General features: G+C 71.2%; 14 protein-coding genes. 8 read left to right on the forward strand and 6 right to left on the reverse strand.

The features are described 5' to 3' along the window. Window positions 1–186 precede the first annotated feature (186 nt). Window positions 187–2,718: a collagenase gene (locus tag ABIA38_RS15935; RefSeq protein WP_424639294.1), complete on the reverse strand. Its 2,532-nt coding sequence runs from the start codon at window positions 2,716–2,718 to the stop codon at window positions 187–189. A gap of 205 nt (window positions 2,719–2,923) precedes the next feature. After that, window positions 2,924–3,880 carry a LysR family transcriptional regulator gene (locus ABIA38_RS15940; RefSeq protein WP_424639295.1) on the reverse strand — a complete coding sequence of 319 codons (957 nt, stop codon included), beginning with the start codon at window positions 3,878–3,880 and terminating at the stop codon, window positions 2,924–2,926. A gap of 397 nt (window positions 3,881–4,277) precedes the next feature. On the opposite strand from ABIA38_RS15940, the gene ABIA38_RS15945 reads away from it, so the two are divergent. From ABIA38_RS15945 to ABIA38_RS15960, 4 genes are all read left to right on the forward strand, one after another. Continuing rightward, entirely contained in the window at window positions 4,278–4,907 is a 630-nt protein-coding gene (locus ABIA38_RS15945) for an RNA polymerase sigma factor (protein ID WP_424639296.1), read from the forward strand. After that, window positions 4,904–5,911 (forward strand): CU044_5270 family protein, encoded by a 1,008-nt coding sequence (locus tag ABIA38_RS15950; protein ID WP_424639297.1) that lies wholly within the window; start codon window positions 4,904–4,906, stop codon window positions 5,909–5,911. The genes ABIA38_RS15945 and ABIA38_RS15950 overlap by 4 nt, the downstream gene beginning before the upstream one ends. A gap of 206 nt (window positions 5,912–6,117) precedes the next feature. Beyond that, window positions 6,118–7,956 carry a hypothetical protein gene (locus ABIA38_RS15955; RefSeq protein ID WP_424639298.1) on the forward strand — a complete coding sequence of 613 codons (1,839 nt, stop codon included), beginning with the start codon at window positions 6,118–6,120 and terminating at the stop codon, window positions 7,954–7,956. Between the two features lie 253 nt (window positions 7,957–8,209). Continuing rightward, window positions 8,210–8,578, forward strand: a complete 369-nt coding sequence (locus ABIA38_RS15960; protein WP_424639299.1) for a hypothetical protein — start codon at window positions 8,210–8,212, stop codon at window positions 8,576–8,578. Between the two features lie 131 nt (window positions 8,579–8,709). Here the strand turns inward: ABIA38_RS15960 and ABIA38_RS15965 are convergent, their stop codons facing one another. After that, entirely contained in the window at window positions 8,710–9,486 is a 777-nt protein-coding gene (locus tag ABIA38_RS15965) for a TetR/AcrR family transcriptional regulator (protein ID WP_424639300.1), read from the reverse strand. 86 nt (window positions 9,487–9,572) lie between these two features. Here ABIA38_RS15965 and ABIA38_RS15970 point away from each other — a divergent pair, with 86 nt between their 5' ends. Further along, complete coding sequence (locus ABIA38_RS15970) at window positions 9,573–10,994, forward strand: MFS transporter (protein WP_424639301.1); 1,422 nt, start codon at window positions 9,573–9,575, stop codon at window positions 10,992–10,994. Window positions 10,995–11,202: 208 nt separating this feature from the next. Continuing rightward, complete coding sequence (locus ABIA38_RS15975; RefSeq protein WP_424639302.1) at window positions 11,203–11,850, forward strand: NAD(P)-dependent oxidoreductase; 648 nt, start codon at window positions 11,203–11,205, stop codon at window positions 11,848–11,850. Window positions 11,851–11,895: 45 nt separating this feature from the next. On the opposite strand, the gene ABIA38_RS15980 is transcribed toward ABIA38_RS15975, so the two are convergent. The 3 genes from ABIA38_RS15980 to ABIA38_RS15990 form a co-directional block, all read right to left on the reverse strand. Next, window positions 11,896–13,578, reverse strand: a complete 1,683-nt coding sequence (locus ABIA38_RS15980) for a hypothetical protein (RefSeq protein ID WP_424639303.1) — start codon at window positions 13,576–13,578, stop codon at window positions 11,896–11,898. Between the two features lie 259 nt (window positions 13,579–13,837). Next, on the reverse strand, window positions 13,838–15,100 hold the full coding sequence (locus ABIA38_RS15985) for a hypothetical protein (RefSeq protein ID WP_424639304.1): 1,263 nt from the start codon (window positions 15,098–15,100) through the stop codon (window positions 13,838–13,840). Window positions 15,101–15,222: 122 nt separating this feature from the next. Further along, window positions 15,223–15,732, reverse strand: a complete 510-nt coding sequence (locus tag ABIA38_RS15990) for a SigE family RNA polymerase sigma factor (protein ID WP_424639305.1) — start codon at window positions 15,730–15,732, stop codon at window positions 15,223–15,225. Between the two features lie 370 nt (window positions 15,733–16,102). Here ABIA38_RS15990 and ABIA38_RS15995 point away from each other — a divergent pair, with 370 nt between their 5' ends. Together ABIA38_RS15995 and ABIA38_RS16000 are read left to right on the forward strand one after the other, a co-directional pair. Then, window positions 16,103–19,300, forward strand: a complete 3,198-nt coding sequence (locus ABIA38_RS15995; protein ID WP_424639306.1) for a type 2 lanthipeptide synthetase LanM family protein — start codon at window positions 16,103–16,105, stop codon at window positions 19,298–19,300. Beyond that, the gene (locus ABIA38_RS16000) at window positions 19,297–21,597 is read left to right on the forward strand and encodes a peptidase domain-containing ABC transporter (protein ID WP_424639307.1); all 2,301 of its coding nucleotides are present in this window, start codon (window positions 19,297–19,299) and stop codon (window positions 21,595–21,597) included. Before ABIA38_RS15995 ends, ABIA38_RS16000 begins: the two co-directional genes overlap by 4 nt. The last annotated feature ends 11 nt before the right edge of the window (window positions 21,598–21,608 follow it).

Raw genomic sequence — 21,608 nt, forward strand, 5'->3', positions numbered from 1 at the left:
GCGGCACCGGGCGGTTCGCGCGGCCGTCGGCGTCGGTGATGCCGACCGGCCGTCGCCGTCCGTGTTCCGGGTCGGGGCGGACCTGTGCGAGCCCGGCCGCCTCCACGGGGCGCAGCGCCCGAAATCGGGCGAGCGGCCCGGGGGTTGCCCGGGCCGCTCGCCCCTGTCGGTGGTGCGGTGGGTGGGTCAGAACCGCGTCGTGATCGTCACGCCGCTGTACGCCTGCCGGCCGTACAGGCTGAGGTAGCGCCAGCCTGCGGTCGGGTTGGTGACGGTGAGCGTCTCGGTGTTGTCGCCGCCCGTCGAGGATGCCGTGGCGTTGGTGTCGGTGGCCCAGGTGTCCGGGTTGTAGTACAGGTCCGCGTTACCGGTGCCACCGGAGGTGGTGATGGTCAGGGTCGCCCCGGCCGGGACGTAGACGGTCAGGTAGTTCAGGCTGTCCGCCGCACCCGACAGGCCGCTGCGGGAGCAGTTCTGCCCCAGCACGTAGGCGGAGCCGGGGCAGGTCGGCAGTTGCCCGCCGGTGACGGTGACCGCCTTCGAAGTGGTGGCCGTCCTACCCGAGTTGTCGGTCACCGTGAGGGCGACGGTGTAGGTGCCGGCCGCCGCGTAGGTCTTGACCGGGTTGGTGTCGGTGGAGGTGGTCCCGTCGCCGAAGTTCCACGAGCGGGCGGTGATGGTGCCGTCGGTGTCGCGGGACTGATCCGTCAGCGTCACGGTCAGGTCGGCGACGGAGGCCGTGAAGTCCGCCGTCGGGGCGTTGCCGCCACCGGCCTGGCAGGCGCCGGCCGCGCAGGCGTCCAACCAGGTGTCGAAGTCGGCGTCGTAGCGGGTGCCGATGCCGCTGCTGTAGTACGCGTACGCGCCCTTGTAGTCACCGGCGCGGAACTTGGCCAGGATCGTGTCCACGTCCTGGGGGTGCTTCTCGAACATGTACCGCACCGCGAGGTGGCCCCACGGGTAGGTGCGGGTGGTGTTGGTGTTCTCGTAGGTGGTCTCCCACAGCGTGCTCAGGCGGTAGGTGTGCTTGGCGGCCTCGGCCATCGCGGACTTGTCGGTGACGTTGCGGTAGCCGTAGGACACGTGCTCGGCCAGGCCCTCCAGCCACCAGATGTCCGGGACGGAGATCTGATTGGCGAAGCTTCCCTTGGTGTCGAAGCGGGAGTCGAGCCAGTGCGTGTACTCGTGGTTGAGGTTGCGCACGTCACCGGCCCACGGGCCGTCGGCCTGGTTGAGTTCCTGGAAGGTGACGAAGCGCGGCTGGTTGTTCGGGTCGGCGATGTTGCCGTCCAGGAACTCGCCGCCGTTGTCGGTGCCGTTGCCGTAGATCCACGAGGAGTACGTCTTGTACTCGCTGCGGGTGCCGAAGATGTTCAGCTCGATGGAGCCCTTGTACTCGCCGGGGATCGGGCCGTTGTCCTTGACCAGCGCGTGGAAGTAGGCGTCCTGGTTGAGCACGCTGGCACAGACCGCGGCGTTCTCGGTGGCGGTCATCTTCTGCGAGACGATGCGATGGGTCGCGTCGCAGTTGTAGGTCACCGATTGGCTGGCCGCCTTGAGCTTGGCCACGAAGTCGCAGGCGTTGTAGTAGGAGCAGTTGCCCTTGTCGTGGGTGTCGACCATGCCGGCCACGCCGACCCAGACCGGCGCGGTCGGGCCGGGGATGCTCGAGCGGCCGGTCAGGTCGCGCATCAGCGGCCGGACCTTGGCCCGGAGCGCCGGGTACTGGACGGTGCGGCTCAGCTCCGTGGCGGAGTTGCCGGGCAGGAAGGAGTAGTCGCCGCCCGCCAGGTCGAGGTGCTTGACCGTGAAGTCGTGCAGGGTGTCGAGCAGGCTCGGGTCCGCGGTGAGCGCGGACACCCAGTTCGGGTCACCACCGGAGACGTAGAGCGGTCCGAACACCGAGTTGGCGAAGTTGCGCATGTCCCAGGAGGCTTGCCAGTTGTTGTCGTACGCGTCGAGCACCTTCTTGTAGGCGCCGAGGTAGTGGTGCTCCAGGTCGAACTCGGTGAGCCACAGCGCCTCGTGGCCGATCTTGCCGTTGTCGTCGTCGACGTCGAGGAAGTGCGGACTCGCGACGAGGGTGTCCAGCGCGGAGTAGACGTTCGACAGCAACCCGGTGCTCCACGCGGGCATCGTCGTGGTGTTCTTGCTCTGGACGTAGAACCCGGCCCGCTCGAACAGCAGCAGCTGCAGCAGGTTGGTGGAGTTGTTGCCGGTGTGCACCGCCGCGGCGCTTTGCATCGCGTTGGCGATCGTCGACATGTGGGCCTCGGTGAAGACGGTCTTCCCGTCGGCGCCCGAGAGGTTGAACAGGCTGTACAGACAGCCGCTGGTTTCGGACGCCTTCACGAACGACACCAGCGCCGAGTCGGACCGGGACGCGAAGTCCGCGGTGGTACAGGACTGTCCGGCGGCGGCGGTGGCGGCCTTGGCGGCGACGGGGGTGCGCGCGGGTTCCGGCGGCGGGGTCTGCGGCCGGACCTGCTTGAGCGGTGTTCTGCGGAGGTCCGCTTGATCGGAGCGCGGGTCGGATATGCCGTCCGGGTCCGGTCTGGTCGCCGTGGTCGCCGTGGTCGCCGTGGTCGACGCGGTCGAGACGGTCGACGCGTCTCGTCCGGCCGACTGCGCGGCGGCGGGCAGGGAGATCGCGCCGGTGACGGTGGCCAGGGCGACCGCCGCCACGGCGAGTGATCGGGACAAGAGGTGACGCATCATCAGCACTCCTTTATGCCATGTCACATGACAATGTGAGGTGGCATTCACCGTGCCGGCGCCGTCGGTTCATGACAATGAGGTAGGGGATAACAGCATCGGTGCCGTGGGCATCACATTCGCCGCCGCCGCCGACGCGTGGCACAACTGCGGATCATGGCTGGGCGGTTGGCGGCCGGCCGGGTCTTCGGTCCGGGTGCCGCACCGGTCAGGGCGAGGTGTAGGTGCGCGCCAGCCAGGTCTGGAAGTGGGGGGCGCGCGCGATGAGTTCGCGGTAGGCGTCGGCCGCCGAGAGATACAGCGTCTCGGCGATGTCACCGGCCTGCCCCGCACGGCGCCACACCAGCAGGTACCGCGCCCACAGCGGGGTGCCGGTGAGCGGTTTGACGACCACTCCGGGGATCGGCTGGATCGTGGCCTGCACGACGGACACACCGATACCCTCGGCGATCATCCGCTGCAACTGGAGCTGGTCACCGAGGAATTCGTGCACCGCCGCGGGCGCGAACCCGGCCGTCCGGCAGGCCGCGTGGAAGACGCCCGGCCAGCCGGCCCCGTCGTCCGGGGTCAGGAACCAGGCCTCGCCCGCGAGTTCGGCGAGCGCGATATCGGTGCGGTGCCGAAGCCGGTGGTCGCCGGGTAGCGCCAGAAAGGTCGGCTCGGCGATGATCCCGCGATGCTCCAGCGCGTCGGAGTGCACGAGTTCCCGGCCCGGATAGTCCACACCGATGGCGACGTCGATCTCGTCCCGCTCCAGCAGTTCGACGATGTCCGAGGAGGCGTAGACACTGCTGACGGTCAGCCTGAGGGTGGGCAAGACCTTGCGCAACCGTCGGACCAGTCCGGACAGGATGGGGGTGTTCGTGGCAGCCAGCCGCAGTGCGGGGCCGGGCTCGGTGTCGTCCGCTCCGGCCGTCGACCGCCCGATGCGCTCCGCGGCGGAGATCACCTCGCGGGCCTGGGCCAGCACCTGCGCCCCGAACGGCGTCGGCCGCACCCCGGCGGCGCTGCGCAGGAACAGCTGTCTGCTGAAGTGCCGCTCCAGGCGGCCCAGTTGAGTGCTCACCGCAGGCTGGCTCCGGCCGAGCAGCAGCGCTGCCCGGCCCAGGCTGCCGGCCTCGGCGATGCAACAGAGGGTCCGCAGATGGCGAAGTTCGAGTTCCATGCGTGTACCACCTTGCTCGGATCGACCGCCGGGTGGCCCGGACACAATCGGCGGTCCGGTGGTGGCCGACGGCGTATCCGGCGGACCACCGGATATGGCCTCCGGCGGACCACCCGCAGGGAACGACCCCGGAAACCTGGGACCTCCAGCCCGGAGATTATGGGAGATTCGCCGCGTCGCCAAGAGGCGGACGAGCCCCTTCCGGACCGGGACCGCACCGCGGCCCCACCCTTCGAAACCGACTCGAAAATTCCTGTTATCCACCCGCGCCGGCCGGATCTCCGATAGGGACGGGTCCATGCCGACGGGCGCGTTCCCGGCGCCCGGGCAGGTTTCGGGGTGCAGTATGGTGACCCGGATCACAGGAACCCGACCCCGCCTGCGGACAACCTGACATGTGAACCACTCGACGCACGCGGCGATCCGCGCCGGCGACCCGGCCGCCTTTCGCGAGCTCTACCAGGCCCACCATCGGATCGTCTACGCGCACGCCTACCGCAGCACCGGCGACTGGGCCGCCGCCGAGGATGTCGTCTCGCTGACCTTCCTCGAGGCATGGCGGCTGCGCGAGCGGCTGCGCGACGAGAGCGAGACACCGCTGCCCTGGCTGATGGGCATCGCGATCAACGTGCTGCGCAATCGGCACCGGGCCGCCCGCAGACATCGACACGCGATGGCCAGATCTCCCGGGCGCACCCTCGTGCCCGACATCGCCGACGAGGTCGTCACCCGCATCGACGAGAGCGAACGCCTGGCCGCGGCCCGGGCCGCGCTGCGCCGACTGCGGCGCACCGACCGCGAGGTCTTCATGTTGTGCGTGTGCTCGGAGCTGACCTACGCCGAGGCCGCGCAGGCGCTGGGCCTGCCGGTGGGAACCGTACGCTCGCGCCTGTCCCGGGCCCGGGTCCGGTTGCGCGCGCTGGCGGACGAGGAACTGCGCTCCATGCGAAGCCCGTTCCAGCCGCGCGTCGCGTCGGCCCCGGTCACCACCCCCGTTTCGACGATCTTCCCGGAGCCGACCCGATGAAGCACGACCCGACCGCGCCCTCCTCGCCCGACCGCGCCCGACCCGGCTGCGACCCGACCGAACGTGCCCTGGCCCAGGACGCCCACCCGTCCGCCGCCCGGCAACGGCTGCTCGAGGAACACCTGATGCGCGAGATCACCGCCGGCGCCGAGCCCAGCGCCCGATCCCGGCGACGTCCCTCCGGTTTCCTGGCGCCGATCGGCGCGATGATCGCGGTCGGCGCCGTGGTGGCCGTGGTCCTGGTCGCGGCGCCGAACCTCACGCCCTCGCGACCCGCGCACGCCTCGGGCGTGGCGATCGACGCGACCGCCGCACCGATGGTTCCGCGACCCGGGCAATGCCTCTACGTCGAACTCGAATTGTCCTCGTGGGGCGAGGCCGACGGGGCTCCGGCCGAGATGGCGGCACATTCCCGCAAGGAGTGGTTCTCCCAGGACGGCCGCCGGTGGTTCCTCGACGAAGTCGGGGCCCCGGTGACCGGGTTGGTACTCAACGATCCACCGATGGCATGGAACTACGCGGAGTTGGCCGCGCTGCCCACCGACCCGGACGCGATGTCGGCGGCGATTCGTCGGCGGAACTCCCAGCCGCCCGAGAGCAGTCTCGAATCCGACCGGCTGCTCCTCAAGGACATCGGGGAAATCCTCAACCTCGGCGTGCTGCCGCCGGGAGTGACCGAGGCGCTGTACGAGGTCGTGGCCCGGATGCCGGGCGTGTCGGCCCGCACGGACGTCGTCGACGGACGCGGCAGGCGCGGCATCGCGCTGACCCGGATCGACCCGACCGGCCGCCTGCGTGTCGAGCTGATCTTCGATCGCGGCGCCCGGACCTTCCTCGGCTCCCGAGGCGTGCTCGTGGCACCCGACGAGAATCACCCGATCGGGACGGTGATGTGGCAATCGACCGTGGTCGAACGCGCCATCGTCGACAACATGCCCGGCGATCCCACCAGCACGATCGCCCCCTCGTCCACCTCCGGGGCCGCTCCGGCCCGGCGGTCGTGACCGCGACCACCGGCACCTTCGACCACCGGCACCTTCGACCACTTCCGATCGGCAGTCATCGGTATCGCCCCACCTTCGACCACTTTCGAAGTGGCGATCGTGAGCGGCGATCGTGACCGGCGTCGCCGACGCCTTCGCCGACGCCTTCGTCCGGCGCGACACCGATCCGCCGCGCACCCACCCACCGCACCGAACGCAAGGAAGACATGACGCGCGCCACCCCGCCCAACCGCGCATCCGACACCGTGCCGGCCGATTCCGCGCACGAGCTCGCGTCGGCCCCCGCCACCGGCCGGACCCGGACTCGGACCCGGGGTTGGACCCGGGCTCGGACCTTGGACCACCTCGCCATCGCCCTGCCGCCACTCGTCCTCGCCGTCATGGGCTGGCACCGCCGATGGATCACCGACGACGGCCTGATCTACGTACGAGCGGCCCGGGAGATCCTGGCGGGCAACGGTCCCGTCTACAGCCCCGGCGAACGTGTGGAAACCTCGACCGGCACGCTGTGGCAGTGGCTGCTGGTCCTCCTGGACGCCCTCACCCCGGGGGATCCGGCCCGGACCGCCGTGTACGCCGGTCTCATCCTCTCGGTCGCCGGTACCTGGCTGGCCCTGTCCGGCACCCGCCACTTCCTGCGCGCCGTCACCGGCCGGTTCCTGGTCCCGGCCGGCGCACTGGTGTTCGTCGCGCTGCCCCCGGTCTGGGACTTCGCCACATCGGGGCTGGAGACCGGACTGCTGGTCGGCTGGATCGGGCTGTCCTGGCGGTTGCTCGTCACCTGCGGGCCCGACACTCCCACCACCGCGCGGCGCCTGGGCATCGCGGTGGTGTTCGGGCTCGGTCCGCTGATCCGTCCGGAACTGACCGCGACCGCGCTCGTCTTCCTGATCGCCATGACGATCGCGACCCGGCCGCCGCGCCGGCAGACGCTCGCGCTGTTCCTGGGCGCCGGCGCACTGCCGGTCGTATACCAGATCTTCCGGATGGGCTACTACGGCCTGCCGTACCCCATGCCCGCCGTCACCAAGAGCGCGACCCGGCAGCTCTGGGGCCGCGGCGTCGACTACCTCGTCGACTTCGCCGAACCCTACCGACTGTGGATCCCGGCCGTGTTGCTCGCGCTGATCGTCACGGCGCTACTGGCCGGCCGCGGCCCACACGATCGACGCACCTGGATCCTGGGCGCGGCGCCGGCCGTCGCGGCGCTGGCACAGAGCGTGTATGTGCTGCGCGTCGGCGGCGACTTCATGCACGGCCGGATGTGGTTGCCGGTGCTGCTGCCGGCCCTGCTCCCGGTCCTGCTCGTACCCCTCGACCGGCGCGTGGCGGCCCTGCTGGTGCTGGTACCGATCTGGGCGACATGGTGCGGACTCTCGCTCCGCTCCGGCCTGGTGACCACACCCGGATACCGGGCGGGCGTCAACCAGACCTGGAACGAACGTATGGTGTACGTGAATTGGACCAAGACCGGCAATCCCACCACGTCACGAGCACACAGCGAAACACTGCCCGGACTGCGCGCGGAACTGTTCCGCATGGACGCCGACGGCCGGCGCATGCTCGTGATCGACGGCAACTACCTGGCCGACTCCGCCGCACTGCCACCCCTGCCGCTGCGCCGCGACCTCCCGGCGAAGGAGGGCATGATCATGGGTCGACTCGGAGTCGGTGGTGTGGTCACGCCGTTGAACGGGATCGTGGTCGACGTATGGGGCCTGAGCAACACGGTGGGCGCGCACATCGAACGGACCGAACACGCTGCCGCGGGCCACGAGAAACTGCTCCCGCTCGCCTGGAACATCGCCCTCTACGTCGACCCGGCCGCCTGGTCGCTGATTCCACCGAACATGGCCTCCGCCGAGGACGTTCGCGCCGCCCGAGCGGCCCTGGATTGCGGCGACCTGAAAGAACTCCTCCGCTCGACCACCGAACCCATGACCGCCGGCCGCTTCCTGCACAATCTCACCGGATCCTTCGACCGCGCCGCGCTCACGATCCCACCCGACCCGAAGAACGCCGAGCGCAAGTTCTGCGCACGCTGACTCGACCGAACAGATGGTACGGCCGGGAGCGGTCGGCATCCGCTGCCACTCCGGGCGACCTCGGCGGGTGGTGCGCAAGCCTGGGCCGGGACCGTGCCGACGGTGGAAGGGGGGTGCTGTACGGACTTGCGTGGAATCCGTGCTCCGAAGCGGGCCGACGCCTATGGTCAACGTACCGGCACGGGACGCCTACGCGTGTGTCCGCAGGTCGGCAGGGGTTCGGCGGGACGCTCATCCACCAAGGGAGAACAACATGCGCATCAGGAAGACCCTCGTCGCCCTGGCCGTCGCCACCACGGCGATGTTCGGCAGCGTCGCAACCGCCGGCACCGCGTCCGCCTCCGACAGCGGCTCCGACAGCGCCACCAGCAACGCAGGCGCCTGGTATCAGGTCTACGCGAACGGCTCGACCGTCGGGTGGCACGTCAACGTGGGCAACACCGACGAGCGGTTCTGGCTCACCGCCGGGGACACCTGCGGCCACACCTTCAGCTGGAACTGGAACGACGCGACCGAGTCCTGGTGGAACAATTCGTCGGCCAAGTTCTCGTGCAACCTGTCGTATGCGCACCTGTACCCGACCAACAACGGCAGCCAGTCCGGCCCGACCGTCTCGCGATGATCCACGTCGAAGACATCGTCACCCTGCCGCCCGGCGGCACGACCGGCGACTGAGCACCATGTGCGCCGGACCGCCGGCCACTCGGATACGACGAAGCCCCACCACCCTCGGCCTCGGGTGGTGGGGCTTCGTCATGGGGAGCTGGGCGTGGGGGTGGTGGTGTCCTCCCGGTGGGATGTGGGCCGGTGAGGGGGTTGGGCGAGGAGGCCGTCGATGATCACCCGAAGTTTCCATGCGGCCCTGGCGTTCTGGTCGCCGCCGGTGAGCCTCGGCGCCAAGGCTCGCAGGGTGGGGTACTGCTCGGCGGGCAACGCCCGGAAGGTGGCGTCGAGTCGGGCGGTGAACGTCTCGGGCTCGGCCGGGTCGGCGCCGGACGAGGGTGGTGTGGGGGCCCGCCGGGGCGGTGCGGCGCCGGCGTTCTCGAGAGCGGTCGAGTACTCGAGAGCGGTCGAGTAGATGTACTGGCCGAGCAGGTCGATGGCCCAGGAGCAGGCGTCGTCGTCGAGTCCGCCGGTCCGGAGCAGGCGCGCCGCCTCCTCGGTCAGGCGCAGGCCGTGCGGGCCGGGGAGGGCGTCCCGCAGGCCGACGGAGGCGATGTCGTGGTGGTCGGCCAGGGCGGCGACGATGCGCCCGACGAGCAGTTCGAGGCGGGTACGCCAGTCTCCGGCGCCCTCGTCGGGCACGATCACGTCGGCCACCGCGTGGTCGAGGACGAGCGCCATCAACTCCTGCCGATCGCGGACGTAGACGTAGAGCGAGGCGGGACCGGTCTCGAGGGCCTGGGCGACGCGCCGCAGGCTCACCGCTTCGCAGCCCAACTCGTCGACCAGCGCCATGGTGGCGGCCAGAACGGCGTCCAGGCCGAGCATGGGTTTCGAGGGACGGGAGCGCGAGCGGGCTTGCGACATGGGGCAAGCCTACCTTGACGAATGCTGTTCGTTAAGACATTCTGCTTGACGAACAGTGTTTGTTAAGACTGATGGGAAGACCTCTCGTGACCGTTCCCGCCTCGACCTCGGCCGCCCGTGCGGCACCGCCCCCGGCCCATCTGCATCGGTGGCGGATCCTGACGGTGGTACTGCTCGCCCAGGCCTTGGATCTGTTGGACGCGACCGTGATGAACGTGGCCGCCCCGTCGGTCCGCGCCGGGCTGGGCGGCGGCGCGGCGCTCATGCAGTGGCTCACCGCCGGGTACACGCTCGCCTTCGGCGTCCTACTGATCGTCGGCGGCCGGCTGGGTGATCGCTGGGGTCGGCGGCGGCTGTTCGTCCTGGGCGCCGCCGGGTTCACGGCGGCCTCCGCGGTGTGTGCGGCGGCGCCTTCGCCGACCGTGCTGGTCGCGGCTCGGGTGGTGCAGGGTGCGCTCGGCGCGTTGATGATCCCGCAGGGGTTCGGCGTCCTGAGCGCGGTGTTCGACGAACGCGAACGAGGCCGCGCGTTCGCGACGTTCGGACCGGTGATGGCGCTCGCCGGCGTCGGCGGCCCCGTCCTCGCCGGCGGCCTCATCGCGCTCGACCCGGCCGGACTCGACTGGCGGCTGATCTTCCTGATCAACCTTCCGCTCGGCGTACTGACCGTGGTCGGGGCGTTGCGGTGGATGCCGGCCGACCCGGGGGACCCGCGCGTGCGAATCGACCCGCCGGGTGCCCTCCTGGTCGCCATGGGGTCCGCGCTCGTCGTCCACCCGCTGATCCAGGGCCGGGAAGCGGGTTGGCCGTGGTGGACGTTCGCGGAGATCGTCGCCGGCATCGCGGCCTTCGCCGCGTTCGGCCGACGTCAACGCACCAGCTGCTCGCCGGTCCTGGTGCCGAGCCTGCTGCGCAAACCCGCGTTCGTCGGCGGCCTCGCGGTCACCGCCGCGTTCTTCACCGGCCTCGGCGGACTGCTGCTCGTCCTCTCCCTCCACCTCCAACTCGATCTCGGCCGGTCCGCGTGGGAGACCGCGCTCTCCCTGTCGCCGCTCGCGGTGGGCATCGGGCTCGCCTCACTCGTCGCCCCGGCGGCGGCCGTCCGGCTCGGCCGTTCGCTCCTGCACCTGGGGCTGGGGGTCGAGGCCCTCGGCACGCTCGGCCTGGCCGCGGTGGCCGCGTCGGGAACTCCGGCCTGGGCGCTGTCGATACCCACCCTGGTGGTGGGCCTGGGCGTGGGACTGGTGTCCGGCACTCTGGTCCAGTCGATCCTGGCGGCGGCCGAACCCGCCGAGACGGGCAGCGCGTCGGGCACACTCAACGCACTCCAACAACTCTCCACGGCCCTGGGCGTCGCGGTGCTCGGCACCGTGTACTTCGCCGCCCACGACCCCGGCGCCCCCGACCCGGGAGCGGACGGCCTGGTCATCGGCGCACTCGTGGTCACCACGACCTGCCTGATCGGCGCAGCCCTCGTGCTCCTGCTGCCCCGTGCCCGCGCCGCGTAGCCGAAAGACCGACCCGGCCGCGCCCCGAGCCGTCCCGGATCAGCCGGTACTCCGGTCGTCCTTGTGCACCTGTGTACCTGTGCACCCGAGCACCCAAGTCACCCGAGTCCCCGAGTCCCCGAGTCCCCCCGTCCCCAAGTCACCCGAGTCACCCGAGCCCCCGACGAGTGACCCGCATCAATCCGTCGACCACGTGAGGACACCCATCATGAGCAACGTCATCGTCTTCGGAGCCAACGGCCGCACCGGACACCTCGTCGTCCGGGAAGCCCTACGCCTGGGCCACGACGTCACCGCCGCGGTGCGCGAGCCGGCCCGGTGGCAGCCCCCGACCCCGGAGGACGCGCCCGGCACGGGGAAGTCGAACGTCGTGCGGGCCGACGTGCGCGACGCCGCCGACGTACGCTCCGCCGTCGAGGGCCACGACGTCGTGGTCTCCGCGATCGGCCCGCCGGGGCGGCACGCACACCGGCTCTACTCCGACGCGGCGCGGGCCCTGGTGTCCTCGATGGAAGGCGCCGGCGTACCCCGGCTGATCGCTGTCACCTCGGGCGGAGTCCACCACCGTGACCCCAACTTCCCCTGGTGGTACCGCAATCTCGTCACACCCCTGGTTCGGGAGTTGTACGACGACATGCGGTTGATGGAAACGATCGTCCGCCGAAGCGCCGTCGACTGGACCTTCGTCCGCCCGGCCCGGTTGCAGGACGAACCCCCGACCGGCAACTACCGCGTCCTGGACGCGAGCAACCCCAAGGGCGGCCGGAAGGTGACGCGCACCGACCTCGCCCGCTTCATCGCCCGCGAACTCGACGAACACCGCTGGTCCCACGCCGCCCCGACGCTCGCCGAATGACCCCCGAGGCGCAGTGCGGGCGGGGGTCTTCCCGGGTCGGCGCGGTCAGCCGGTCCGGCAGAACTTCGCCTCGGCGGCGAACGGGTCGCGGGGGATGCGCAGGGTGGTGCGGTCGTAGGCGCCGGTCATGTTGCGGAAGAAGCGGGACACGGTGAGCGGTTCGCGGATGGAGTCGAGCAGTTCGCGGAGATCGCCGCAGCCGAGGGCGTGGCGGGCGGCGGCGAGGGAGGCCGGTGTCACCGCGGGGATGCCCGGGACGTCGGTGACCGCGGGGTCCAGTTCCAGGGCGAGCAGCCATACGTCGTCCATGAGCTTGCGGTGCCCGGGCCATTTGCGGTGCGCGTCGGGGGTGTACTCCAGGTGGGCGCCAACGGTGTTGGCCAGGCCCCAGATCTCCACGATGTACTGGTCGAGGGGCACCAGTTCGCCGGTGACGCCGAGGAATCCGCCCGGTACGGAGACCCGACTCGGGCCGTGTCCCGGGCCCAGCGGCAGGAGGCGCTCCACGCTGCCGTCGGGAGCGAGCCGGACCAGGACCGGGCGGTCGGCGGCCAGGCCCGCCGCGACGGCGTCGCGCAGGTTCGGGAACGCGATGGTCCACTTGGCGACGTGGTCGGGGTTCGCCGAGCCGGTGATCGTGATGTCGCTGTCCCGGACCCGGATCGACACGGACGCGTCGTTTCCGTGGTAGGCGCCCGGATGCCACGGCCCGGCAACCGCCGTGGCCCACACCGCGGTTGCTGCGGCGACCGCGACGGTCGCGGCCCGGGCGGGGACCAGCAGCACGGGCAGCAGCGCGAGGAACAGGGCCGGGAGCATCATCCGGCCGTGCATGTAGTCGCCGCCGATGCGCACCACGTACGCGGCATGGATCGAGGCGGCCACGACCGGGACGAGCGGCACGACCAGCCGGGCCGGCGCCGGACGGGCGCGCAGCAGCCACAGCGCGGCCAGGGCGGCGAGCAGTGCCGCGGGGACGTAGAGCCACACCGGCCCGGCGAAGTCCGCAGCGTAGCGGAACCCCCGACCGGGGTCGCTGTCGCCGGGCTCCTTGGTGAGCCCCGGCATCGGGACGAGCATGCCGTAGTAGCCGGCCCGGAACACCTCGTACGCCGTGGGCAGCGCGGCGGCCGCCGCGAGATGCCCGAGGGCCGGCCACCGGCCCGGGCGCTGCACGCACCACAGTCCGGCCAGGAAGGCGACCGTCACGATCGCGAAGTCCGGCCGGACCAGGAAGCCCAGCCCCGCCCAGACCGCGTGCCACACCCGGCCGCGTGCCGCCCGGGAGCGGTGCGCGCGGACCAGCAGCCACCAGCACCCGGCGATCCAGAACGTGCCGAGCCCGGTGTCCAGTCCGGAGCCCGCGAAGTCCCAGAACACCGGGATCGCGAGTGGTACCAGGACCCCGGCCGGGAGCAGCCGCCGCAGGCCCGCGGCGGTGTGCAGCCTGCGGGTGGCATCGAGCGCGACGAACAGGCCAGCCACGGTCAGCACAATCCCGGCCGACACCGCGGTGAACCCGAGGTCCCCCGGGGTCACCGCGCCGAGCACGACCAGGATCCACTGCCACAGCGTGCTGGTATTGGCTTCGACCCGCTCGCTCATGTTCACGTTCGGGCCGTGCCCGGCGAGGATCTGCCGGACGGTGCGCAGGAAGATCGTGCCGTCGTCGGTGAGCGCCCGATGCCGCCACCCGAGTATCGCCAGGGCGAGGACGGGCAGTGCCACGACGGCGGTGTTCCACAGCCGGACATCACGCCGGGAAGGGACTTCCGGAACTGTTGGTTCCGCTTGCCGGGCGGGTGTCGCCGTGGCGGTCGTCACGAAGTCTCCTCGTGTCTTGGTGTCTTGGTGTCTTGGTGGTGCGGCATCTCGGGGCCTGCCGGCGCGAGGCGCGCGTCATCGGCTCACGGCGGGGCAGCCCCGCGCGGGGCCATTCCCGCCGTGGGCGGGAGTCGGGTCGGTGTGCCGCTGGTTCGGCGTGTCGTTAGTGCAGGAAGGGCGCCTGTGCGATGGCTTCGAGCTGTGCCTCGTCGAGCCGCGCGGCGGGATCGTCGCGGGTGGGGCTCCACGGGCTGTTCGGCTCGGTCTGCAGCCGGATCGCCAACCCGCGCCTGGTCGCGAACGTGAGGGTCAGCGGAGCGGTGACGCCGTTGCCGATGTCCCGGTTGTGCTCGATCCGGGCGCGGGTGCCGTCAGGGAGCGTCAGCGACGTGCAGGCGCCGGGGGCGCTGCCGTCCGGGCATTGAAACCACTGGCTGTCGGAGTCGGCGGAGTGGGAGACCACCATGGCACTCAACGTGGTCGCCCCCCTGTCGTTCGCCAGGACGAACCACGCGTCGGGGCCGTAACCGTCCCGGGATTCGAGGTGGTACCCCGGCGGCAGGAGCGCGGGCATCATCGCCGTCAACTGCCGTTCCGGGGCGGGCAGCACGGCGGCCACCGAATCCCACCGCGGGCTGCCCGCCATGACCGCGAGTTGGTCCGCGTCGAGCATCGGCGCGGATCCGAGGGCGGCCCCGTCGCGGTTGACCTCGATCCGGACCTGGACGCCGTCGACACGCGTGACGACGGTACGCATGTTGTCCTGCCTCCCGGCGACCATGTTTCGGTAGGCGGCACTCGTCAGCACACTGCCATCCGGCAGTACACGTCGGCTGCACGTGCCCTTGGACACAGGATCCGGTTCCGGGCAGAACGCTCCCAGCTCCCGCTCCGAGCGGGTGCCCGGCGCCGGGCGACTGAGCTTGACCTCCAGCCGCGACGAGCCCGCCGCGGTGACGTACATCGCGTTGATGCCGGCCCCGGTCTCCACGAACGGGTCCGTGTGTGGGTCGAAATACGCCTTGACGTTCTCCAACCGGCCGCCCTCGGGGGCCACCGCACGCAGGATCGCCGGCAGGTCGGGGCCGCTCTGCGCGGCCGGGGTGGCAACCGTCGGGCCCACAGCCGGAGCCGGGCCCGCGGCCGGACCGGCATCCGCACCCGGCGACCGCCCCCCGACCGCCACGGCCCCCGCGATGATCAGCGCCACCATCGCGGCCGCGCCCACCGACCGCACCGCCACCGCGCGGCGCCGGCTCCGGGCCCGCGCGACACCGCGCCGCACCAGGTCGGGATTCAGGCCGCGGTACTCACCGACCGCCTCGCGCAGGGCGTATCGCATGTCTTGTTCGAGACGGTCGAACTCGTCGGGCTCGGTCGCGTACGGGAACTCGTCGGACCCGGCCGGTCCGTGGTCGGCAGGCACGGCGCTCGGCTCCTTCCATCCATGGTCGGGGCATCGCGGATCGCGGGGACGGACGTGCTCGCCGGGGTTGCGGGGCTTGCCGGGGACACCGAAGGCGCGCGGATATCGCGTCGCCCGCCGGGTCATCGTGCGCCCGCCAGGGTGTGCAGGCCGCTGCCCAGCGTGGTGCGCAGTCGCGCCAGGGCCCGCTTCGCGCGCACGCGCACCGCACCCGGCGAGATCCGCAGTATCTCCGCGGTCTCCTCCACCGAACGGTCTTCCCAGTAGCGCAGCACGAGCACGGCGCGGTCCGACGGCGACATGCCGGCAAGACCGGTCATCAGGGTGAGCCGCAGTTCGATGTCGCCGCGCTCCCGGGCCGCCGTGTCGGGCACGTACTCGCTCGGGTACTCCGACGACCGCTTGAGGCGCTGCATGGACAGGAACGTGCGCACCAGCGTCGTGTGCGCGTACGCGACGGGCGACTTCATCGTCCGCACCCGGCGCCATTTGCGATACAGCTTGGCGAACGTCTCCTGCACCAGGTCCTCGGCAAGGTGCCAGTCACCGGTCAGCAGATACGCGGTGCGCAGCAACTGCCCACCGCGTACCTGCGCGAACTCCTCGAAATCCGCGCTCATCGGTCCCGACACGCCGCCTCCCGTTCAGTGTCTCCGGTGAGAAACGCTCCGGGCACCGTGCCGTGTTACATCCGATGGTCATTCCTCCCGGACGGCCGGCGGACGAAGGCGTCGAGAAGTTCCGATAAGGGAAATGACGCCGCCCACATCCCGCGCCGACAATCCCGGTAGCAACTTTCGGTTCCCGGAAGCCAACTTTCTCAGGTATCAGCGTCTTTCGTGCTCCGGCCACCATACGAACGGTCCGCGTGCCGCCCGTGGAAATCGCATCGGGTGGTGCCCGTATGTCCGACACTTGGGGGCTCTCTTGCCGGATGTCACCGTCTCGTCCCACACACCGCGTGGGCTGCCTGTGCTGGGTGATCCGCCGTGGGCGAGGGCTTTGAACCTGGCCGAGCGCGCGGCGCTGGGGAGCAAAGGCGCCGGAGCGGCCGAGCAGCGGGCGCTCCGGCGGCTGGCCCGATGGCGAGGGGCGGACCCGGGGTGGTTGCCGGCGCGGCTCGCGGTACTCGGCGAAGGCTGGGACGAGGCCGGATTGTTGGCGCTGTTGGCCGAACCCACCGAGCACCTCGCCCACCGGGCGGGGCAGGTACCCGAATGGTGGCGGGCCCTCGAACGTGTGCTGGGCCGGGAAGAACCCTCCGCGTCGGGCGCCACGGACGGCTGGCGTAACGGGGTCGTGTCCATCGTGCGTCCCTTCGTGGCCGACGCGCTCGACCGGCTGCGCGCCGAGTTGCCCGAAGGGAGCGCGGACGAGTTGTCCGCCGACATCGGCGAGGCGTTGAGCCGGTCGCTCGTCGTGGCCGCGTTGCGGACGTTGGTGCTGGAACTCAATGTGATGCGGGTGGGCGGCAGGCTCGCCGGCGACACGCCGCAGGAGCGCTTCGGGTCGTTCGTCGAGCAACTGGCCGGCAGGGCCGGTCGGGAGGCGTTGTTCTCCGAATACCCGGTGCTGGCAAGGCTGTTGGTGCGGCGTACGGACCAGACGGTGGTGGCTGTGACGGAGTTGTTCCGCCGGTGGGGAGCCGACCGGGAGGCGATCGTGTCCGCGCTGTTTGCCGGGCGGGACGTGGGGATACCCGTTTCGATCGCGCTCGGCGGTGGCGACACCCATGGGGGCGGGCGGGCGGTGGCCGTGCTGCGGTTCGCCGGTGGGGAACGATTGGTCTACAAGCCGCGCCCGATGGGCGTGCACGCCGGGTTCGCCGAGTTGCTGGCCTGGTTCGACGACCGGATCGGCGGGATGGGGCTGTGGGTTCCCGCGACCTTGGCTCGTGACGGGTACGGGTGGATCGAGTTCGTCGAGCCCGCCGAGTGCCGTTCGGCCGCCGAGGTCGAGGACTACTACCGGCGGTTGGGGGCGTTGCTGGCCCTGTTGCATACGGTCGAGGGTGCCGACTTCCACTACGAGAACCTCATCGCGCACGGTGCGCAACCGGTGCTCCTGGACTTGGAGGGGCTGCTGCATCCGCACCGGCTGTTCGCAGCCGACGACGGCGATCCGGCGTCCGAGGCGCTGATGTCCTCGGTGATGCGGGTGGGGTTGTTGCCCATCGTGCTGTCGGGTGAGATCGGCGAGTTGGACATGGGCGGCGTCGGAGGGGACCGGGGGGCCGCGTTGCCGTTCGCGGCGCCCAACTGGGAGGACCTGGGCACCGACACGATGCGGCTGGTCAGGACCCGGTCCGTCTTCGAGGGCGCGGACAATCGGCCGACGCTGAACGGAGAGCAGGCCGAACCGACCCGCTACGTCGAGCAGTTGGTCGAGGGCTTCGCCGCAGGATACGACGTGCTCGATCGATGTCGCGGCGAACTGCTGGGCGAGAGCGGTTGGTTGTCCCGCTTCGCCGGACTGGAAGTGCGGGCGATAATGCGGCCCACCCAGGTGTACGCGACCCTGTTGGACGAGGGAACCCATCCGGACGTACTCCGGGACGCACTGGACCGGGATCGGTTCCAGGACTTCCTGTGGGTGATGTCGGCGCAGGACCCGCAGTTCACCCGCCTCGTGCCGGCCGAGCAGGCCGATCTGTGGGAGGGCGACGTCCCGATCTTCGCCGGTCGGCCGGACTCGCGGGACCTGTGGACCGGCCGGGGCGAGCGGCTCGTGAACTACTTCGCGCAGAGTCCGCTGGAACGCGCCCGCGCCAAGCCGGCCGGATTCGGCCCGGTCGACCGCGCCCGGCAGGAGTGGGTGATCCGGGCAGCCCTGGCCACCCGGCCGAACGCCGAGCCCGACGGGCGAACGGACCCGGGGGGCGTCGGCCGGCGGAACGTTCGTGGGTTCGAGCCCGCGGACCGGGCAACCCCGGACGCGACGCCCGACACCCGCGAGTCGTCCCGCGCGACTCCGGAGGTGACTGCGGACAGGTGCCTGGAAGCCGCCGTGCGCATCGGCGACCGGTTGGCCGCCTCCGCGATCCGGGACGGCGAGCGGGTCTCCTGGCTGGGCCTCGGGCACAGCACAGACGTGGGCTGGCAGGTGGCGCCGGTGGACGGAGGTCTGTATGCCGGCGCCGCCGGCATCGCACTGTTCCTGGCCAGGCTCGGCGTGGTCACCGGCGAACGGCGGCATGTCGATCTCGCGATCGAGTCGTTGTGGAGGGTGCGCCGGCAACTCGAGGAGCCGACGGCGGCCGGCGTCGGCGCGGCGGGCTTCGCGGGGTTGCCCGGTGTGGCGTACGCACTGATGCACATCGGTGCGTGTGCGGGCGAGGATCGTATGCCGCCGGTGGCCGACGTCGTACGGCTGATCGCGCAGCGGTCGAGGGAGGGCGGACCGTACTCGCCGGACGTACTCGGCGGCGACGCGGGCACCATCGCGGCGCTGCTGGCCGTACACGCGCACACCGGCTCGGCGCAGGCGCTGGAGATCGCCCTCGCGTGCGGCGCCCGGCTCGTGGAGCGCGCCGAACCCCGGGCCGAGGGACTCGCCTGGCCGCACGAGGCGCACGCCAAGGCGTTGGTCGGGTTCTCGCACGGCGCGGGGGGCATCGGCTGGGCCCTGGCCAAGCTGGCGGCGGTGACGGGCGACGGCACGATGCGGGAGGCCGCGCTCGCCGCCTTCGCCCACGAACGCGCCGAGTACCGGCCACAGTGGCACAACTGGCCCGACTACCGGCGCGACCGACGCGCCCCCGACGCGCCGGTCTCGCACATGTACGGCTGGTGCCACGGCGCACCGGGAATCGGCCTGGCCAGGGCGGACGTCCTGGGGCTTCACGACATGCGCGACACTCCCGCGCTGCGCGAGGACCTGCGACTCGCCCTGTCGGCGACCGTGCGCGCCGGTGCCCGCCCGGGTTCGCACTGCCTGTGCCACGGGAGCCTCGGCAACGCCGAACTCCTCCTGCTGGCACGCGAGCACGGACTTCACCACGGCCCCGGGCCGACCGGGTTCGCGGCGGCGGCGATCGAGGAGGGCCCGCGCTGCGGCACCCCGCAGCACGTCGAGACCCCGTCGCTGATGACCGGCCTCGCCGGCATCGGCTACGGGATGTTGCGCCTGGCGACCCCGGAGCGCGTGCCTTCGCTCCTGCTGCTCCGGCCGCCGCAGGAGAAGCGCGGGACCACCGGGTGAGCACGCCGAACACACCGCCCACCAAGGAGAACACGCCTCGACGCCACCGGCCGGGCCGGGTGCCGGCGGCGATCGCCTGGGTGATCACGAGGCTACGGCGCTGGACTCGGCGGGTTCCGCTGCGCCAACAACTGACCGACACCGAATGCGGCATCGCCTGCCTGGCCATGGTCGCCGGATACTTCGGCCGGCACACCACCACCGCCGACGGCCGCCGGCTACTGGAGGCAGGCCGAGACGGCCTCTCGATCGGCAGGCTGATCGACGTGGCCGCAGAACTCGGGCTGTCCGCACGCGTCGAGCGAGCCGACCCGGTGGATCTGCCCCCGGGGCCGCTGATGCTCTTCTGGCGCAAACGGCACTTCGTGGTCCTGGAGCGGTACACCGCGAAATGGGCCTACCTCGCCGACCCGGCCGACGGCCGCACCCGGATATCGCACCAGGAGTTCGTCGCCGACTACAGCGGCATCTACCTGCGCCCGACCCCGCGGCCCGACTTCGTGCGCCGGCTGGGACGACCGCGCGACTGGCCGATGTTGCGCTACATGCGTGACGTACTGGCGGTGCCCGGCACCCGAGGGCCGATGGCGGGGATCCTGCTGGCCTCGGCGCTGCTCCAGGGGGTGGGACTGGCCCTGCCGTTGGCCACCGCGTACGTGGTCGACACCCTGCTGCCGGATCGGCGGACCGACCTGCTGCCGCTGCTGGCCGCGGGAGTCGCGGTCGTCGCGCTCGCCCAGGCGATCACGGCGCTGACCCGCGGCTGGGTCGTCGTCACCCTCCGCACCAGGGCCAACGCGGTACTCACCCCCGGATTCATGACACATCTCCTGCGCCAGCCGCTGCCGTTCTTCCTGCGCCGCTCGCGCGGCGACCTGCTGCTGCGGCTGGCCAGCGTGACGACCGCCCGCGAGGCGCTCACCGGCCAACTGCTCATGGTGGCGCTCGACGCCTCGATGCTCAGCTGCTACCTGATCGGGCTGGCCGTACTGGCACCCGAGTACGTCCTGGTCACACTCGGACTGGGCACCCTGCAACTCGTCGTGATCATGGGCACCTACGGACGCCAAGGCAGACTCTCCCAACGGGAGTTGACGGCAATGTCCCGCGAACAGGGCTACCTGGTCGAGACCCTCGACGCCGTACTGCCGGTGAAGGCCAACGGAGCCGAGGGCCGTGCGCTGCGCCGTTGGCAGGCGCTGTTCGAGGTGCACCAGCAGGCGAGCCTTCGGCGTGGGCGCACCTCCGCCGCCGTCGACGCGGCACTGGGCACACTTCGGGTGATCTCGCCGCTGGTCCTGCTGACCGTCGGCGTCGGGCTGGTCCTGGACGGCGCGATGCAGGTCGGGGTCATGCTCGCGGCCAACGCCGTCGCCATCGCGGTGCTGGAGCCGCTGAACTCGCTCGCCACCGCCGGTCAGTCCCTGCAACTGGTCAGGGCACAGGTGGAACGCATGTACGACGTGTTGGACTCGGCGCCGGAACACAGCGGGGACGAACAACTGCCCGGTCGCAGCCCCATCGGCGTCGAACTGACCGGGGTCACCTTCGGCTACGACCGCGAGGCCACTCCCATCCTCGGCGACATCTCGCTCACGCTGCCGCCCGGACGCAAGATCGGGGTCGCCGGCCGCACCGGCTCGGGCAAGAGCACCCTCGCCCTGCTCATGCTCGGCCTGCTCCGGCCCGACCAGGGCACGATCCTGCTCTCCGGAGTGCCGCTGGAGCGCCTGGACCTGCGCGCGCTCCGCACGAACTGTGGCGCCGTGCTTCAGGATCTGTCGTTGTTCGACGGCAGCATCGCCGACAACATCGCCCTCGGCAGCCCCGAGTCGACCCGCGCCGAGGTGGAGCACGCGGCCGTGCTCGCGGGTCTACACGAGGACGTACGGCGCATGCCGATGGGCTACGAGACGAACGTCGGTGAAGGCGGCATCGCGCTGTCGGCGGGACAACGGCAGCGGGTCGCGCTCGCCCGCGCCCTGGTACACCGCCCGCGGTTGCTGATCCTGGACGAGGCGACCAGCCATCTCGACCCGACCACCGAACGTGCCGTCGACGTGGCACTGAACCGACTGGAGATCACCCGGCTGGTCATCTCGCACCGGCTGTCGGCCATCGAGAACGCCGACGAGATCGTCGTCCTCGACGCCGGCCGGATCGTCGAACGCGGCCGACACACCGACCTGATCGCCCTGGGCGGGCACTACGCCGACCTGTTCGGCCCCCATTCCACCGGAGCGGACCCGGTCCGCTCCGGAGGCGACGGCGCGACCAGCGCCGTCCTCACACCCTGAGAAGGAAGGAC

The sequence above is a fragment of the Embleya sp. AB8 genome (assembly GCF_049739465.1).
In the GTDB taxonomy this organism is placed as follows: domain Bacteria; phylum Actinomycetota; class Actinomycetes; order Streptomycetales; family Streptomycetaceae; genus Embleya.

What these genes read in the sequence shown, in the direction of transcription:
- ABIA38_RS15965 (WP_424639300.1), bottom strand. Translation starts at nt 9,486, where the DNA reads ATGTCGCAAGCCCGCTCGCGCTCCCGTCCCTCGAAACCCATGCTCGGC.
- ABIA38_RS15960 (WP_424639299.1), top strand. Translation starts at nt 8,210, where the DNA reads ATGCGCATCAGGAAGACCCTCGTCGCCCTGGCCGTCGCCACCACGGCG.
- ABIA38_RS15975 (WP_424639302.1), top strand. Translation starts at nt 11,203, where the DNA reads ATGAGCAACGTCATCGTCTTCGGAGCCAACGGCCGCACCGGACACCTC.
- ABIA38_RS15935 (WP_424639294.1), bottom strand. Translation starts at nt 2,718, where the DNA reads ATGATGCGTCACCTCTTGTCCCGATCACTCGCCGTGGCGGCGGTCGCC.
- ABIA38_RS15950 (WP_424639297.1), top strand. Translation starts at nt 4,904, where the DNA reads ATGAAGCACGACCCGACCGCGCCCTCCTCGCCCGACCGCGCCCGACCC.
- ABIA38_RS15940 (WP_424639295.1), bottom strand. Translation starts at nt 3,880, where the DNA reads ATGGAACTCGAACTTCGCCATCTGCGGACCCTCTGTTGCATCGCCGAG.
- ABIA38_RS15955 (WP_424639298.1), top strand. Translation starts at nt 6,118, where the DNA reads ATGACGCGCGCCACCCCGCCCAACCGCGCATCCGACACCGTGCCGGCC.